We start from the raw sequence: 15,564 nt of genomic DNA, 5'->3' as shown, positions 1-15,564 counted from the left end.
GCGGAGACGCGAAATCCCTGTTTTCGAGTGAACCCGCTGCGGGAGAACCGTTTGTGCCCGTCGGGCCTGTGGTAGAGCCAAAGGCCGTGCGGCCCGCGATTGCTTCCTCCGGGTGATATCCCGCCGTGCATAAGAGATGCTCGACTGCGGCCCGGCGTGCTCACCACGCAGGCGGGGGCCCCGATCGACTCGCCCTTCATTTTTTTACATTTATGCATTCCTCGTCCTGAATGCTAGAAAACCCCGAGGCATTCGCCGGTGTCTTCAGGAGGTTTCCCCTTGTCCCGTGCCGAGTTCTCCGATCTGGACGTGCCCGCCCCGGCCGGGGGGCACCCGGCGGACACACGGGCCGAGGTGCTGGCCGTGACGGCCGCGCAACGCGAGATCTGGATGGCGGAGCAGCGCACGCCCGAGGCGGGTGCGGGGCTGCGGATCGGCGAGTACCTGGACGTCCGGGGACCGGTCGACCCGGCCCTGTTCGAGTCCGCCCTGCGCCGCGTCGTCGCGGAAACCGATGCGCTGAGGGTGCGCCTGGTCCCCAGCGGGGACGGTCCGGTGCAGGTCCTGGAGCAGGACGTCCGCTGGGAACTGCCCGTGGTCGACGTCGGCGACGAGCCCGATCCGGAGCGGGCCGCACGCTCATGGACCGCCGCGGACCTCGCCCGGCCGATGGAGCTCTCCCGCGGCCCGCTGTTCAGCTTCGCCTTGCTCCGGCTGGCGCCGGACCGGTTCTGGTGGTGCCACACCTACCACCACGCCGCGGTCGACAGCTTCGGCTTCGCCCTCATCGCCCGCCGGGTGGCCGAGGTGTACTCCGCCCTGGCCTCGGGGCGGCAGCCCGCCCCCTGCCCCTTCGGCCCCTTGCGGGCCATGGTCGCCGCCGACCTGGACTACCGCACCTCACCGGCCGCGGCGGCCGACAGGGCGTACTGGTTCGAGCGGCTGGCCGGGTGGACGGGGGCGACCGCGATCCCCCGCCGGCCCGACGCGGCGCCAGCACGTACCGGCGCGGCGGCGGAGGAGGTCCCGCCGGGGGGAGTCCCCAGGGCCCGGACGACCGGCTCACGGGTGCTCCCCCGGCCGGAGGCGCTGCGAGCGGCGGCCCACCGGTCGGCCGTCACCTGGCCCCGGCTGGTGGTGGCCGCGGTCGCGCTGTACGCGTACCGGTTGACGGGAGCACAGGACGTGGCGGTCGGGCTGATCGTGGCAGCCCGACCCGACGAGGCCGCCCGCTCGACGCCCGGCATGTTGGCCAACGTCGTCCCCGTACGGGTGTCGGTACGGCCCGGCACCTCGCTGGGGGCCCTGCTGTCACAGGTCGCCGACCGGATGCGGGAGGCGGTGGCCCACCAACGCTACCGGGGCGAGGACCTGCACCGTGACCTCGGCCTGCCAGGCGGCGTCGACACGGCGTTCTCGCCCCTCGTCAACATCACGAGGTTCGACTACGACTTCACGTTCGCCGGCCACCGGTGCAGCGCGCACACCGTCTCGGTCAAGCAGGGCGCCAACCTGATGATCGCGGTACGGGACCGCCGCGACGGCGACGCCCCCCGGATGGAGCTGTACGCCGCACCCGAGGTACACGGCCGTGCGGACCTGGCCGACCACCAGGAGCGGTTGCTGCGCCTGCTGGCGGACCTCGCGGACCTCGACCCCGACACGCCGATCGGCCGTGTCGAGCTGCTGTCCCCGCAGGAGCGGGCGCACCTGCTCGGCGGCGACGCCGGCGGGACCCCCGCGACCCCCGTGGCCCGTCTGTTCGAGGCCCGGGCGGCCGGTTCCCGCGACGCGGTGGCGGTGGTGGCCGCCGGCACCACACTGACCTACGGGGAGCTGAACGCGCGGGCCAACCGCCTCGCGCACGCCCTGGCGGCCCGGGGCGTCGGGGCGGAGGACGTGGTGGCCCTCGTGCTGCCGCGCGGGGTGGAACTGGTGGTGGCGGTCCTGGCCGTGCTCAAAGCGGGCGCCGCCTACCTGCCGGTGGACCCCGAGTACCCGGCGGCGCGGATCGCGCACATGCTCGCCGACGCCCGCCCCGCCGCGGTGATCGACGATCCGCGGACGGTCGCGGACCCGGGTCCGGGCTTCCCCGACGGAGATCCCGGCATCGACGTCGACCCACGGCACCTCGCCTACGTGATCTACACCTCGGGGTCCACCGGCCGCCCCAAGGGAGTGGCGGTCACCCACTCCGGCATGGCCAACCTGGTCGCCGTCCAGGTCGACCGGTTCGCGATCGACGCCCGCAGCAGGGTGCTCCAGTTCGCCTCGCCGAGCTTCGACGCCTCCGTGTCGGAGCTGTTCACCGCCCTGCTGTCCGGAGCCGCGCTGGTGCTCGTCCCGGACGGCGACCCCCTGTCCGCCCTCACCGATCCGGAGCTGCGCATCACCCATGCGACCGTGCCGCCGTCCGCGCTGGCCGTCGTTGCGGAACCGGACGCCTCGCTCGCGACACTGGTGGTGGCGGGCGAGGCCTGTCCGCCCGGGCTGGTGGCGCGCTGGGCCCGCGGCAGGCACATGATCAACGCCTACGGGCCGACCGAGGCCACGGTGTGCGCGACGATGAGCGAACCGCTGACGCCCTCCGACTCCGCGCCCCCGATCGGGCGGCCGGTCGCGGGCGCGCGGGCGTACGTCCTGGACGGCGTGTTGCAGCCGGTGCCGCCCGGGGTGGTCGGTGAGCTGTACGTGGCGGGGGTGGGCCTGGCGCGGGGGTACCTGCGCCGGCCGGGGCTGACCGCGGAGCGGTTCGTGGCGGACCCCTTCGGTCCGTCGGGGTCCCGGATGTACCGGACGGGGGACCTCACCCGGTGGCGCGCCGACGGCCGGCTGGAGTTCGCGGGGCGCGCCGACGGCCAGGTGAAGGTGCGCGGGTTCCGTGTGGAACTGGGCGAGGTGGAGACGGTCCTGGCCGCGTGCCCGGGGGTGGCGCACGCCGCCGTGACCGCGGGGGAGGGGTCGTCGGGCGATGTGCGGCTGATCGGGTACGTGGTGCCGGCGGGTGCCGGGGCAGGTGCTGGGTCGGGTGAGGGGGCGTGCGACCCGGCTGCCGTGCGGGAGCGCCTCGGACGGGTCCTGCCGGCCCACATGGTGCCCTCGGCCGTGGTGGTGTTGGAGGCGTTGCCGCTGACGCCGAACGGGAAGGTGGACCGGGCAGCCCTGCCGGTGCCCGGGGGGCAGGGCACGGGGAGCGGCCGCGGTCCCCGTACGCCGGCGGAGCAGGTCCTCGCTGGGTTGTTCGCCGAGCTCCTGGGCGTGCCCGTGGTGGGCGCCGAGGACGACTTCTTCGCCCTGGGGGGCCACTCCCTGCTCGCGACCCGGCTCGTCAGCCGCATCCGGACCACTCTCGGTGCGGAACTGACCTTGCGTGACGTGTTCGAGGCCCGCACGGTCGCCGCACTCGCGACCCGCTCGGACCGTACGGCCACGGCACGGCCGGCCCTGGCCCCCCGGGAACGGCCCGACCCGCTGCCCCTGTCGTTCGCCCAGCGGCGACTGTGGTTCCTCCACCGGCTCGCGGGCCCGGGCGCCGCATACAACATTCCGCTGGCGTTGCGGTTGAGCGGTGATCTCGACCGTGGGGCGTTGGAGGCGGCGCTGGCGGACGTCGTGGCCCGGCACGAGGCCTTGCGGACGGTGTTCGGGGAGGTCGACGGGGTGCCGTGCCAGCGGGTGCTGCCGGTGTCGGGGGAGCCGTTCACGCTTGCGGTCACCCGTACGGACGGGGAGGGTCTTGGCGGGCTGTTGGCGCGGGGGGCCCGGTATCGGTTCGATCTGGCCGTGGAACCGCCCGTGCACGCCGAGCTGTTCGCGGTCGGTGCCGGTGAGCACGTGTTGCTGCTGGTCGTGCACCACATCGCCGCGGACGGCTGGTCGGTGGCGGTGCTCACGCGTGACCTGGCCACCGCGTACACCGCCCGGTGCGGGGGCGGGTCGCCGTCCTGGCAGGCGCCGGCCCTCCAGTACGCCGACTACGCGCTGTGGCAGCGGCAGCTCCTCGGCGACCCCGCCGACCCCGACAGCCTCGCCGCCCGCCAACTCGCCTACTGGACCAAGAGCCTCACCGGCACCCCCGAGGAACTCCGGCTCCCCTACGACCGGCCCCGGCCCGCCATGGCCTCGCACCGCGGCGCCTCCGTCGCCTTCGAGCTGGACCGGGAGCTCCACGCGCAGCTGGCCGAACTGGCCCGCACCACCGGGACCAGCGTCCTCATGGTGCTGCACGCCGCCCTCGCCGCCCTGCTCACCAGGCTGGGCGCCGGCACCGACATCGTCGTCGGCATCCCCGTCGCCGGACGCACCGACCAGGCCCTCGACGACCTCGTGGGCTTCTTCGTCAACAGCCTGGTGCTGCGGACGGACACCTCCGGCGACCCCGCCTTCGTCGAGCTGCTGGAACAGGTCCGCGAGACCGCCCTCGGCGCGTACGCCCACCAGGACCTGCCCTTCGAGCACCTGGTGGAAGCCCTCAACCCGGTGCGGTCGCCGGCCCGGCATCCCCTGTTCCAGATCATGCTCTCCGTCGACACCGCTGACGCCGGCGCCTTCGCGCTGCCCGGCCTGACCGTCTCCACCACGGCCGTGCCGACCGGATCGGCCAAGTTCGACCTGGACATCGCGCTGTCCGAACGACGCTCGGACAGCGGCGGGTGCCTCGGCCTGACGGGAACGTTCGGCTACGCCGGCGACGTGTTCGACGCGGCCACGATCGGAACCCTGGCCGACCGCTGGGTACGCCTGCTCACGGCAGCGGTGCAGGATCCGGACCGGCCCATCAGCCGCATCGACGTCCTGTCGGACGACGAGCGGCGCCACCTCCTCGCCGGCACCGGACCGTCCGCGCCGGCGCAGCAGCCCGCGCGCACCCTCCCGGAACTCTTCGCGGACCGGGTGCTGGCCGCCCCGGACGCGGTGGCGGTGGTCGCCGCCGACGCCACCCTCACGTACGCCGAACTGAACGCACGCGCCAACCGGCTCGCGCACGTCCTCACCGACCGCGGCGTCGGGCCCGAGGACGTCGTCGCCCTGGCCCTGCCGCGCTCGGCGAACCTGGTCGTGGCCGTCCTCGCCGTGCTCAAGGCCGGCGCCGCCTACCTTCCGCTGGACCCGGAGTACCCGGCGGCGCGCCTCACCGCCATGGTCGGGGACGCCCGTCCCGTACTGCTGCTGACGGACACCGCCGCGGCCGCCGCCGCCGACTTCGGGTCCGCCCTGCCCGGGCTGCTGCTCGACGCCCCGGAGACCACCGCGAAGCTCCGGGCGTTCCCGGCCTCCGACCCGGTCACGGGGCTGCTGCCCGGCCATCCGGCGTACGTGATCTACACGTCGGGCTCGACCGGCGAGCCCAAAGGCGTCGTCTCCCGGCATTCGAGCGTGGCCGCCCTGGCCCTCCAGTACCGGGACGAGGTCTTCGCCCCGGCGGCGGAGCGGGCGGGCGGGCGCCGGCTGCGCGTCGCGCTGACCGCCTCGGTGTCCTTCGACGCCTCCTGGGGCCAGTTGGCGGCCCTCATGGACGGCCACGAGCTGCACGTGCCCGACTCCGCCACCTGGGTGGACGCGGCCCGGTTCGCGGCGTGGCTGGTACAGCACCGGATCGACTCCGTCGACGTCACCCCCTCCTACATGCGCGTCCTGGCCGACCGGGGCCTGTTCACCGACGAGCGGTGGCGGCCGGGCGTGGCCGTGCTCGGCGGCGAGGCCCTGCCGGCCCGACTGTGGGAGGAGCTGCGGGCCGTGGAGGGCCTCGCCGCCCACAACATGTACGGGCCCACCGAGTGCACCGTGGACGCGGTGCGCACACGGCTCGACGTCAGCGCGGAGCCGGTCCTCGGGCGGCCGGTCGCGGGCGCGCGGGCGTACGTCCTGGACGGGCTGTTGCGGCCGGTGCCGCCCGGGGTGGTCGGTGAGCTGTACGTGGCGGGGGTGGGTCTGGCGCGGGGGTACCTGCGCCGGCCGGGGCTGACCGCGGGCCGGTTCGTGGCGGACCCCTTCGGTCCGGCGGGGTCCCGGATGTACCGGACCGGGGACCTCGCCCGGTGGCGCGCCGACGGGCAGCTGGAATTCGTGGGACGGGCGGACGGCCAGGTCAAGGTGCGGGGATTCCGCGTCGAGCTCGGGGAGGTCGAGGCGGCCCTGGCCGCCTGCCCGGGGGTGGCCCATGCCGCTGTCGCCGCACGGGAGGGGCGCTCCGGCGACGTGCGCCTGATCGGCTACGTGGTGCCCGCGGGGGCGGATGCGGGGCCGGGGACCTGTGACACGGCCGCCGTGCGGGAGCGGCTCCGGCGGTACCTGCCGGCCCACATGGTGCCCTCGGCCGTGGTGGTGTTGGAGGCGTTGCCGCTGACGCCGAACGGGAAGGTGGACCGGGCCGCGCTGCCCGCGCCGGACGGGGAGGGCACGACGGGTGGTGGTCGGGAACCGCGTACGCCCGAGGAGCAGGTCCTCGCGGGTCTGTTCGCCGAGGTGCTGGATGTGCCGGTGGTGGGCGCCGACGACGATTTCTTCGCCCTGGGAGGTCACTCCCTGCTCGCGACCCGGCTCACCAGCCGCATCCGCACCACCCTCGGCACGGAACTCACCGTGCGCACGCTCTTCGAGAGCCCCACGGTCGCCGCACTGGCGAGCCGGCTGGACAGCGCCTCACAGCGGGTCCGCTCCGCCCCCGTGCCGGGCCCGCGCCCCGACCCGATGCCGCTCTCCTACGGACAGCAGTGGCTGTGGTCCTTCTTCCGCGGAGAGGGGCCGACCGCCACGTTCAACATTCCGCTGGCGTTGCGGTTGAGCGGTGATCTCGACCGTGGGGCGTTGGAGGCGGCGCTGGCGGACGTCGTGGCCCGGCACGAGGCCTTGCGGACGGTGTTCGGGGAGGTCGACGGGGTGCCGTGCCAGCGGGTGCTGCCGGTGTCGGGGGAGCCGTTCACGCTTGCGGTCACCCGTACGGACGGGGAGGGTCTTGGCGGGCTGTTGGCGCGGGGGGCCCGGTATCGGTTCGATCTGGCCGTGGAACCGCCCGTGCACGCCGAGCTGTTCGCGGTCGGTGCCGGTGAGCACGTGTTGCTGCTGGTCGTGCACCACATCGCCGCGGACGGCTGGTCGGTGGCGGTGCTCACGCGTGACCTGGCCACCGCGTACACCGCCCGGTGCGGGGGCGGGTCGCCGTCCTGGCAGGCGCCGGCCCTCCAGTACGCCGACTACGCGCTGTGGCAGCGGCAGCTCCTCGGCGACCCCGCCGACCCCGACAGCCTCGCCGCCCGCCAACTCGCCTACTGGACCAAGAGCCTCACCGGCACCCCCGAGGAACTCCGGCTCCCCTACGACCGGTCCGGTTCCTCCGCCGTCTCCCACAGCGGCGACCACATCAGGGTGAGCATCGACGCCGCGTTGCACGCGCAGCTGGCCGAACTGGCCCGCACCACCGGGACCAGCATGTTCATGGTGCTGCACGCCGCCCTCGCCGCCGTGTTCACCGAGCTGGGCGCCGGTCCCGACATCGTCGTCGGCATCCCCGTCGCCGGCCGCACCGACCAGGCCCTCGACGACCTCGTGGGCTTCGTCGCCAACCTCCTGGTGCTGCGGACGGACACCTCCGGCGACCCCGCCTTCGTCGAGCTCCTGGAACAGGTCCGCGAGACCGCCCTCGGCGCCTACGCCCACCAGGACCTGCACTTCCTCCAGCTGGCGGAGGCGCTCGGCGCCCCCGGCGCCCTCTACCACGTCATGCTGATCCTGCAGAACACCCCCCAGGACCACTTCGACCCGCCCGGACTGCACGTGAGCGAAGTCGACGTGGGCACCGGCACGGCCCATGACCCGCTCTGCCTCGGCCTGACCGAACGAGAAGGGGCGGACGGGAGCCCGGCCGGCATGGACGGCCTGTTCCGCTTCAACACCGACCTGTTCGACCGGAGGACGGTCAGCGACCTCTTCGCCCGCTGGGTGCGGCTGCTGGCCGCGGTCGCACGCTCCCCCCACCTCCCGATGAGCCGTCTCGACCACCGCTCGGCGCCGCTGCGCCCCCTCCCCTCCGAAAACCGGTGACCGCCGCCATGTCCCTGCTGGTACCCCTGCCCACCGCCACCCCCACCGCCACGGCCACGCCACGTCCTCCCGACGTCCGGGGAATGCTCCGCGCCCGATCGGTGATCCCCGGCAGACAGCGCTGGGACTTCCCGGAGGTCACGGGCAGGCCCTCCCTCGCCCGCCTGATCGAAGACCTCCTCGCCGAGGACGACGGGATCACCGGAGCACGCGTGAACCCGGTCACCGGCCGGCTGCTCGTGGTGCACGACCCCCGCACCGCCGCCCGGCACATCGCCCTGCGCGTGCACGTGGCCGTCGCCCGCGGCCTGATGCGGGCCGAGGCGCACGCCGCCCGCGGCTCCTCACGCGCCGGCACGGCGGGCCGTCCGGGCCCGGACGGACGCGCCGCGCCGACCCGGCGCAGCGTCCCCTCCACGGCCGTGACCAAGGGCGCCGCCCTCGCGACCGTCGCCGGCCTCGCCGCCTTCGCCACGGCCGGGCTGAAGCTGCTCGCCAACCCCGTGGTCAGCCTGGGACTGGCCGCCACGGCGACGGCGATCGTGGTCAGACGGGCGTGGCGGCAGTTCCACCGCGCACCACGACCGGCGGGTGCACCTCCGCGCGAGCGTCCGTTGCGGCGCATCATCGGCAAGCACAAGCGGCAGCTCCGCGCGGCGACGTTCCTCTCCGTACTGGCCCAGTTCGCGGAGATGGCGATGTACGCCCTCGTCCCCTCGATCATCCTGGTGCTGGCCCGGGGCGGAAGCTCGACCCTGGCGCAGTGGGGCCTGGCGAGCACCGCGGCCCAGCTGTCGGCCCTCGCCGGCGCCGCCGGGCTGGCCTGCGCCGCCATGGCCGCCCTGGGCTACCAGGCCGACGTCAGCTGGCGACGGCTGGGGCAGACCGTGGAGGACGACTGGCGCACGCGCACCTACGACCACGTACAGCGCCTGGCGCCGGCCGATCTGGAGAACGAGCGCACCAGCCGGATCACCTCGGTGCTGACCGAGGACATCGGCCAGATGGGCTCCTTCGTCAGCACCAACCTGCACGAGGTCGTCCAGCTCGCGACCAGTTTCGCGGTGCTCGTCCCCGTCTACCTGCTGCTCGCCCCGAAGATCGCCTGGGTCGCCTTCGCCCCGGTCCCGCTCGTCACCTGGCTGTCCTTCCGGTTCCACAGGCGGGCGATCGCCGACCACGGTGCCTCCGGCGAGCGGCGCGCCCGGCTGAACGGCCGCATGGCCGAGAACCTCCAGGCCCACACCACCATCAAGGCCGCCTGCGCCGAGGACCACGAGCGGGGGCGCGTCGCCGAGCTGAGCCGTGACTACCGCGAGCTCAACCGGTGCACCGACCGCAGCGCGGCGGCCCGCACCCAGGTCCTGCGGCTGTCCGCCTGCTCGGCCCTGGTCGGAACCCTCCTGCTGGGAGGCAAGGCCGTGCTGTCGGGCACGCTGTCCGGCGTGGCGTTCGGCCCGCTGATCGAAATGCCGGGCAACGCCCTCGCGAAGCTGAACCGCCTCGGCAGCGTCACCGACCAGTACCAGCGCACCCTCACGGCCCTGGACCGCGTGCAGTACCTGCACGACCTGCCGCAGGAGCGCGCCGCCGACGGCGGCCGCCCGCTGCCCGCACAGCAGGTCAAGGGGAAGATCGAGCTGCGGAAGGTCGCGTTCGCCTACCCGGGACGCCCTCCGGCGCTGCGCGGCACATCCCTGACGGTCGGCGCCGGCCAGACCATCGGCATCGTCGGCACGACCGGCGCCGGCAAGACCACCATCGCCAAACTGCTGATGGGGTTCCGCCACCCCAGCCAGGGCGGGGTACTGCTCGACGGCACGGACGTCCGCACCCTCGCACTGCCCGATCTGCGCCGCACGATCGGCTACGTCTCCCAGGAGCCGTTCCTGTTCGACGCCACGATCGCGGAGAACATCCGCTACGGCACCTTCGACGCCACCGACGAGCAGCTCGCCGCAGCCGCCCGCACCGCAGGGGCGCACGACTTCATCGACGCACTGCCCCACGGTTACGACACCCCGGTCGGAGAACGCGGTGCCGCACTGTCCGGCGGGCAGCGCCAGCGCATCGCGCTGGCCCGGGCCGTTCTGCGCGACCCCCCGGTCGTGATCCTCGACGAGGCCACGTCCGCGGTCGACAACGAGACCGAGGCCGCCATCCAAGACGCCCTCCAGAAGTTCGGGGCCAACCGCACCCTGATCATCATCGCGCACCGGCTGTCCACCGTCCGGGGCTCCGACCGGATCTACGTCCTGGGCACGGGCGGCCGGGTGACCGAGCAGGGGACCCACGGCGAACTCCTGGCGCGCGACGGCACCTATGCCGGTCTCTGGAGGCTCCAGGCCGGCCGGCTCGTATCCGCCTGACGCAAGACCGCACCGCCCAGCGAACGGATGACCATGACCGCCCTGCACACCCACGAACCCCCACGGGCCGCCACCAGCTGGGACCCGCAGCTGTACCTGCGGTTCCCGGAACACCGGCTGCGGCCCGCCCTGGAGCTGCTGGACCGGGTCCGGTTCGACGCTCCCCCCTCCGTCGTGTACGACATCGGGTGCGGCCCCGGCACCATCACCCGACTCCTGACCGAACGGTTCCCCGGCGCCGAGGTGCACGGTGTCGACAGCTCCGCGGACATGCTGCGAACGGCGGCCGGAACGGCGCCCGCGGCGTTCCTGCACCGGGAGGACATCGGCTCGTGGCGCCCCGGGCGCCGTCCCGACCTGCTGTTCGCCAACTCCTTGTTCCACCTGGTTCCCGACCACGGCGCCGTCCTGCGGCGCCTGGCCGGCGACCTCGCCCCCCGCGGTGCACTGGCGCTGCAGATGCCGGTGTTCCACCACACGCCGTGGTTCCGCCTGATCCTTCGGACGCTGGAGGACGGAGGGCCGGGAGGAGCGCCGCTGGGTCCGCCCGAGCTGCGCGCGGCGCTCTCCCGGGTGCACACCCTGGACGCGGCGGGCTACTACGGCCTGCTCGCGGGTCCCGGCGTCGAACCGGACGTCTGGAGCACCGAGTACCTGCACGTGCTGAGCGGCCCCGACCCGGTGTGGAGCTGGGTCGAGGCCGCCGGTCTGCGGCCCGTCATCGACGGGTTGTCCGCCGCGGAGTTCGGTGCCTTCCGCAGCTCCTACCTGGACCGGTTGCGCGCGGCGTACCCGTCACTCCCCGACGGGCGCACGCTCTTCCCGTTCCGGCGCCTCTTCGTCGTCGCCCACCGTCACTGAACGGCGGGAACGCCAGGACGGTCCGGGCCCAGGGCCCTGGACACGGCGGCCTCCAGACTCCGCGCCACCGTGTCCAGGGCCCCTGACCCGAGCCCCTTCATCAGGCACAGCCGCAGCACCTGCTCCCGCTCTCCGGGCCGAGAGCGGCCGGTGAGGGTGTTCCCGGAGACGTAGAGGCTGGTCAGCGGTGCCGAGGCGGCCTCGGCGAGGATCGATTCGAGCACCCGGCGGCCGGCGGCGTCCGCCGGGGACCCGCCCCCGCCGCCGTCGGCGTCCACCGGACCGACCGCCAGGTTGATCATGTTCAGGTCCGGTGGGAAACAGCTGACGATCCGGGGGTCCGCGGCGGCCGTCCCGGAGGGCCGGGGCCGACGGGCCGGTGAGAACCGCTCGTGCAGGCGCTGCGCCGTTGCGATGCACCCGCCCAGCAGGCGGCCGTAACCGTCGGCGTGCAGCCCGATCTGCCGGTGCGCCGCCCAGACGGCCGCCGCCGCGGCTCCGGGCCGCGCCCCTTCGAGCGTGTGCGGACCGAAGGGGAGGCGGCTGCCGTCCCCGTGGCCGAAGTACGCCGATTCCCGGGCCACGAGGGCGACGGCCCGCCGGTCGCGCAGCACCAGGCTGCCCGCGGGGTACGGGGTGTGTCCGCTCTTGTGCGGGTCCACGGTGACCGAGTCGGCCCCGGGGAGCGCCCGGAACGCCGCGTGGACCTCCGGCTTCATACGGGCTCCGCTGCCGCCCAGCGGCCGATCGTCGTAGGGCGCCATCCCGCCGTCGGCTTCCAGCCACAGACTGCGGCAGTACCCGCCGAAGGCGGCGTCGACGTGGACGTAGAACGACGCCCCGAAGCGCCGCTCGCAATCGGCCCGCAGCCGCAGGACGGCGTCCAGGTCGTCGACGGCGCCCTCTCCGCTGCTCCCGCACATGGCGATCACCGCCAGGATCGGGCGGCCCCGCTCCAGCAGGTCCCGCACGCGCCGACCCAGCGCGTGCACGTCCAACCGGTGCTCGGGCGTCAGCCCCACCGGCTCCACGTCCTGCGGTCCCAGCCCGAGCAGGTCGGCGCACTTGTCCCAGGCGTAGTGGGCGCTGCGGGCGAGCAGGAGCGTGCCGGCGGTGTCCGCCTCACGCCGCCGTGCGGCGGCCAGCCGCGCGACCTCGGACAGGAGCCCGCGCCCGGCCAGGGCCTCGACGAGGTCGAGGACGCGGGGGACCGGCATGTTGGCCAGGACGACCGGGGGCACCCCGGCGACGAGGTCGCGGGCGGCGGGGTGGGCCGCCACCGCGGCGGGCAGGCTGCGCAGGTTCCGCGCGATCCACACGGCCTCGTAGTTGGCGGCGTGACCGCCGGACGACAGGTGCGCCCAACCGGTGCCCGGGGCGTACCCGATCAGGCGGCACAGGTCCGCGGACACCTCGTGTTCGAGCTCGGTGGTGACCGGGGCGACTTCCGGTGTGACGTTGTTGGGGTTGTAGAGCATCGCGCAGAGATGGGCCAGGCTCGCCGCCACCGGGAGGTCCGTGGTCATGTGGGCCAGGTACAGCGGTGAGGGGAACGGGGTCGACTCCCGCGCGAGCCGCCCCGAGAGCTCGCGGACCAGGTCGCCTACGGTCTTCATGCTCTCGGACGGCCCGGCGGAGCCGTGCCCGCCGGACCTGCCGTCGGGCACGGGCGGAGCCGGTGCGGCCGCTTGCGCACACCGGGTGTGCCAGCGGTAGTAGTCGTCGGTGACGTGCCGCAGCAGTTCGACGAACGTGTCGCGGTTGTCCGGGTGCGGGAACAGGCCCGCATCCCCGTGTGCGTGCCGCATCGGCTCCCCTCCGTCCGGATCGGCGGCTCAGCGCACCATGTGGGCGGCGATGCGGTCGAAGAGCAGGTCGAGCTGGTCCCACGCCTGGCCGCAGACCTGCCGCAGCCGGGCGTACTGGTCGGCGGACAGCCCGCGGAGGTGCTCGCGGCCGAGCTCCCGGTGGTCCTCGTCCACCTCCGAGTGCAGGTCGAAGTAGGAGGTGTCGGCCGCGGACCCGTCGGTGAAGGCCGCCCCGGTGCGCTCGCCGAACACCGCGCAGGACGACTCGATGACCATGTGGACGACCACGATCTTCGCCGCCTCGTCCGCGCCGTGCATCTGCATCACGAACCAGTTGCCGACGGCTTCCAGCATGGGGTCGTAGACCGTCTCGCTGATGCCGTTCTGCTCCTTCAGCAGCACGTCGTGGCCGAACTCCTCCCGCAGGTGGCCCGCGTAGACCTCGCGCAGCTGCGGGTCGGAGCAGACCGCCTGCCGTGCGTAGAGCATGCGCTGGAAGTACACCGCCCAGACGTAGAGCGCGGAGACGAAGCGGTCGCGCATCTCGGGGTCCGCCCCCACCCGACCGCTGTCGAACAGGTCGAACATGTGGTGCTTGCCGAACGCGTCCAGCCGCTCGGCGTTGTACTGCTCCAGGTCGACCAGGGACGCGGCCGCGCCGGTGAACTCGACGCGCGGCGCCGACTCCTCCTCGTAGAGCCCGCTGCCCTCGAACTGCACCGAAAGCCCCTGGAACTCCTCACCCGGCCTGGTGACGAACCCGTGCCGGGCGCCCGGGGGGACCACGACGGTGTCCCCCTCGGCCAGCTCTTCCTCCTGGTCCCCGAGGAGGCGCACCGAGCCCTTGCAGACCAGGATCATCGACTTGGTCGGATGCTGGTGGACGTCCAGCTGTTCGCCGTCGGCCAGGCGCACCCAGGCCAGCGACAGCCGGCCCGCCTCCGGGACGAAGCCGGCCAGGAGGTCGTTGCGCCGGAAGTCGCGCTGCTCCCCGAGATGGTGGGACTTCCCGTCGACCATGACGGAGGAGATCGCCCGGATGTCCTTGCGCCGGACGGTCACGACGTCGGTGTCCAGTCGTGGCCTGTCGAGGGTGAGCGCGTCGGTCATGTCTGCCTGCTTTCCTGTGGAGGGGGGACAGGGGAATCAGAGGTGGGAACGTCGGTCGCTGCGCCGGATGGCGGAAAGCAGCAGAGCGTTTTCCTGAGGTGTTCCGACGGAGATCCGAAGGAATCCGCGCCAGCCTTCCGGCTCGGCGTGCACGGCGATGCGGGAGGCGTCCAGTTCCGCCAGGACGGCGTCCTGGTCGGCCAGTCGGACGGTCACGAATCCGGCGTCGGCGAAAACGTCCCGTACGCCCGGGCAGTCGGCGAGCTCTCTCGCCAGCCGGTCGCGTTCCGCCACGCAGGAGGCGACCCGCGACACGAGCTGCGCGGGGTCGGCCAATTCCGCGGCGGCGGCCTCGGCCACCGGGCCGGGCACGGGAAACGGCGGCCGGACCCGGCGCACCGCCCCGATGAGGTCCGGTGCCCCGAGGACCGCTCCGAGCCGCAGGCCCGCCATGCCCAGCGCCTTCGACATGGACCTCACCGAGACCAGACCCGGATGGGAACCCAGCCGGTGGGCGAGGGAGGGCCGGCCGGTGAACTCGGCGTAGGTCTCGTCGACGATCACGATGCCGTCGAACCGGTCCAGCAGCAGGGCCAGGTCGTCCGCGTCCAGGCAGGTGCTGGTGGGGTTGTTGGGGTTGCAGAGGTAGATCCCCTTGACCGGGAGCGACAGCAGCCGATCGACGTCGAGCCGGTCGTAGCGCACGCCGCCCAGCGGCAGCCGGTGCCGCGTCACGCCGTGCAGCGCCGCGAACTGCTCGAAGGAGCCGAAGCTCGGCCACGTGACCGCCACGGCGTCCCTGCCCGGCTCGAACAGCGCCCTCAGGAGGAGGTCCAGCGCCTCCGTGGCCCCACGGGTGATGGCCACGTCCGCCTGCAGGTGGCGACCGCCGCCGTCCTCCGCGCGGGGCGGGGGCGGATCGAGGACCTCGAGCGCCGCCAGATAGAGGGGTGCGAGGAAATCCGGCGAGTGTTCCGGATAACGGCGGTACCGCCCGGCGAAGGGGTTCTCGTTGGAGCGGAGGTCGACGAATCCGAGGCTTTCCGGCCTTGGTCCGGACGGGCCCAGGAACCCCAGGGAAAGAACGGACTCCCTTGCCTGCCTGGGCATTCTACGAGGCATGGGGCAACCTATCTCGCATCACAGTGACGTCACGCCTGCCGATGGAGGCGGAATGGGGGTGCTCAATTTCTTGCACAGATCCACGCCGGTGCCGCCGAATTCAGCGCACTGCCGATTCGATGGGCCACCCGCGGCGGGGGTGTTGCGCACAGTGTTACGGGTCGGCGCCGAATTGCGCAACCTTCACACAACACCCCTGCGTGGCCGTGAACATCCTAAAATCCTCCAGGGTTTCATTTCGTGTGACGGGGAAA

Annotated in this window: 6 protein-coding genes; 3 read left to right on the top strand and 3 right to left on the bottom strand. The window is 73.5% G+C overall.

The genetic code is table 11. The annotated features are described in order from the left end of the window. Positions 1-279 precede the first annotated feature (279 nt). The 3 genes from ACSHWO_RS09545 to ACSHWO_RS09535 are packed head-to-tail and all read left to right on the top strand — an operon-like array spanning position 280 to position 11,270. Positions 280-8,040: an amino acid adenylation domain-containing protein gene (locus ACSHWO_RS09545; protein WP_438311155.1), complete on the top strand. Its 7,761-nt coding sequence runs from the start codon at positions 280-282 to the stop codon at positions 8,038-8,040. A gap of 8 nt (positions 8,041-8,048) precedes the next feature. After that, a complete protein-coding gene (locus ACSHWO_RS09540) occupies positions 8,049-10,409 on the top strand; it encodes an ATP-binding cassette domain-containing protein (RefSeq protein ID WP_438311152.1) in 2,361 nt (786 codons plus the stop codon). Between the two features lie 33 nt (positions 10,410-10,442). Then, positions 10,443-11,270, top strand: coding sequence for a methyltransferase domain-containing protein (locus tag ACSHWO_RS09535; RefSeq protein WP_438311150.1), 828 nt, complete (start codon positions 10,443-10,445; stop codon positions 11,268-11,270). Here the strand turns inward: ACSHWO_RS09535 and ACSHWO_RS09530 are convergent. From ACSHWO_RS09530 to ACSHWO_RS09520, 3 genes are read right to left on the bottom strand one after another with little or no spacing between them, the layout of a single operon-like run. Then, the gene (locus ACSHWO_RS09530) at positions 11,264-13,078 is read right to left on the bottom strand and encodes a pyridoxal phosphate-dependent decarboxylase family protein (RefSeq protein ID WP_438311148.1); all 1,815 of its coding nucleotides are present in this window, start codon (positions 13,076-13,078) and stop codon (positions 11,264-11,266) included. The genes ACSHWO_RS09535 and ACSHWO_RS09530 overlap by 7 nt on opposite strands. A gap of 27 nt (positions 13,079-13,105) precedes the next feature. Then, on the bottom strand, positions 13,106-14,188 hold the full coding sequence (locus ACSHWO_RS09525; RefSeq protein WP_438311146.1) for a cupin domain-containing protein: 1,083 nt from the start codon (positions 14,186-14,188) through the stop codon (positions 13,106-13,108). Between the two features lie 36 nt (positions 14,189-14,224). Next, positions 14,225-15,055 (bottom strand): pyridoxal phosphate-dependent aminotransferase, encoded by an 831-nt coding sequence (locus tag ACSHWO_RS09520; RefSeq protein WP_438311144.1) that lies wholly within the window; start codon positions 15,053-15,055, stop codon positions 14,225-14,227. Positions 15,056-15,564 lie beyond the last annotated feature (509 nt).

It is taken from the genome of Streptomyces pallidus (ex Mingjun et al. 2026), from assembly GCF_051550185.1.
Classification (GTDB): domain Bacteria; phylum Actinomycetota; class Actinomycetes; order Streptomycetales; family Streptomycetaceae; genus Streptomyces.
Note: the sequence above shows the minus strand (reverse complement) of the source record. Positions and strands in the feature narration are given on the sequence as shown.

Bases quoted from the DNA above. Each gene is read 5' to 3' on its own strand.
- ACSHWO_RS09540 (WP_438311152.1), top strand. From the start codon at position 8,049: ATGTCCCTGCTGGTACCCCTGCCCACCGCCACCCCCACCGCCACGGCC.
- ACSHWO_RS09525 (WP_438311146.1), bottom strand. From the start codon at position 14,188: ATGACCGACGCGCTCACCCTCGACAGGCCACGACTGGACACCGACGTC.
- ACSHWO_RS09535 (WP_438311150.1), top strand. From the start codon at position 10,443: ATGACCGCCCTGCACACCCACGAACCCCCACGGGCCGCCACCAGCTGG.
- ACSHWO_RS09530 (WP_438311148.1), bottom strand. From the start codon at position 13,078: ATGCGGCACGCACACGGGGATGCGGGCCTGTTCCCGCACCCGGACAAC.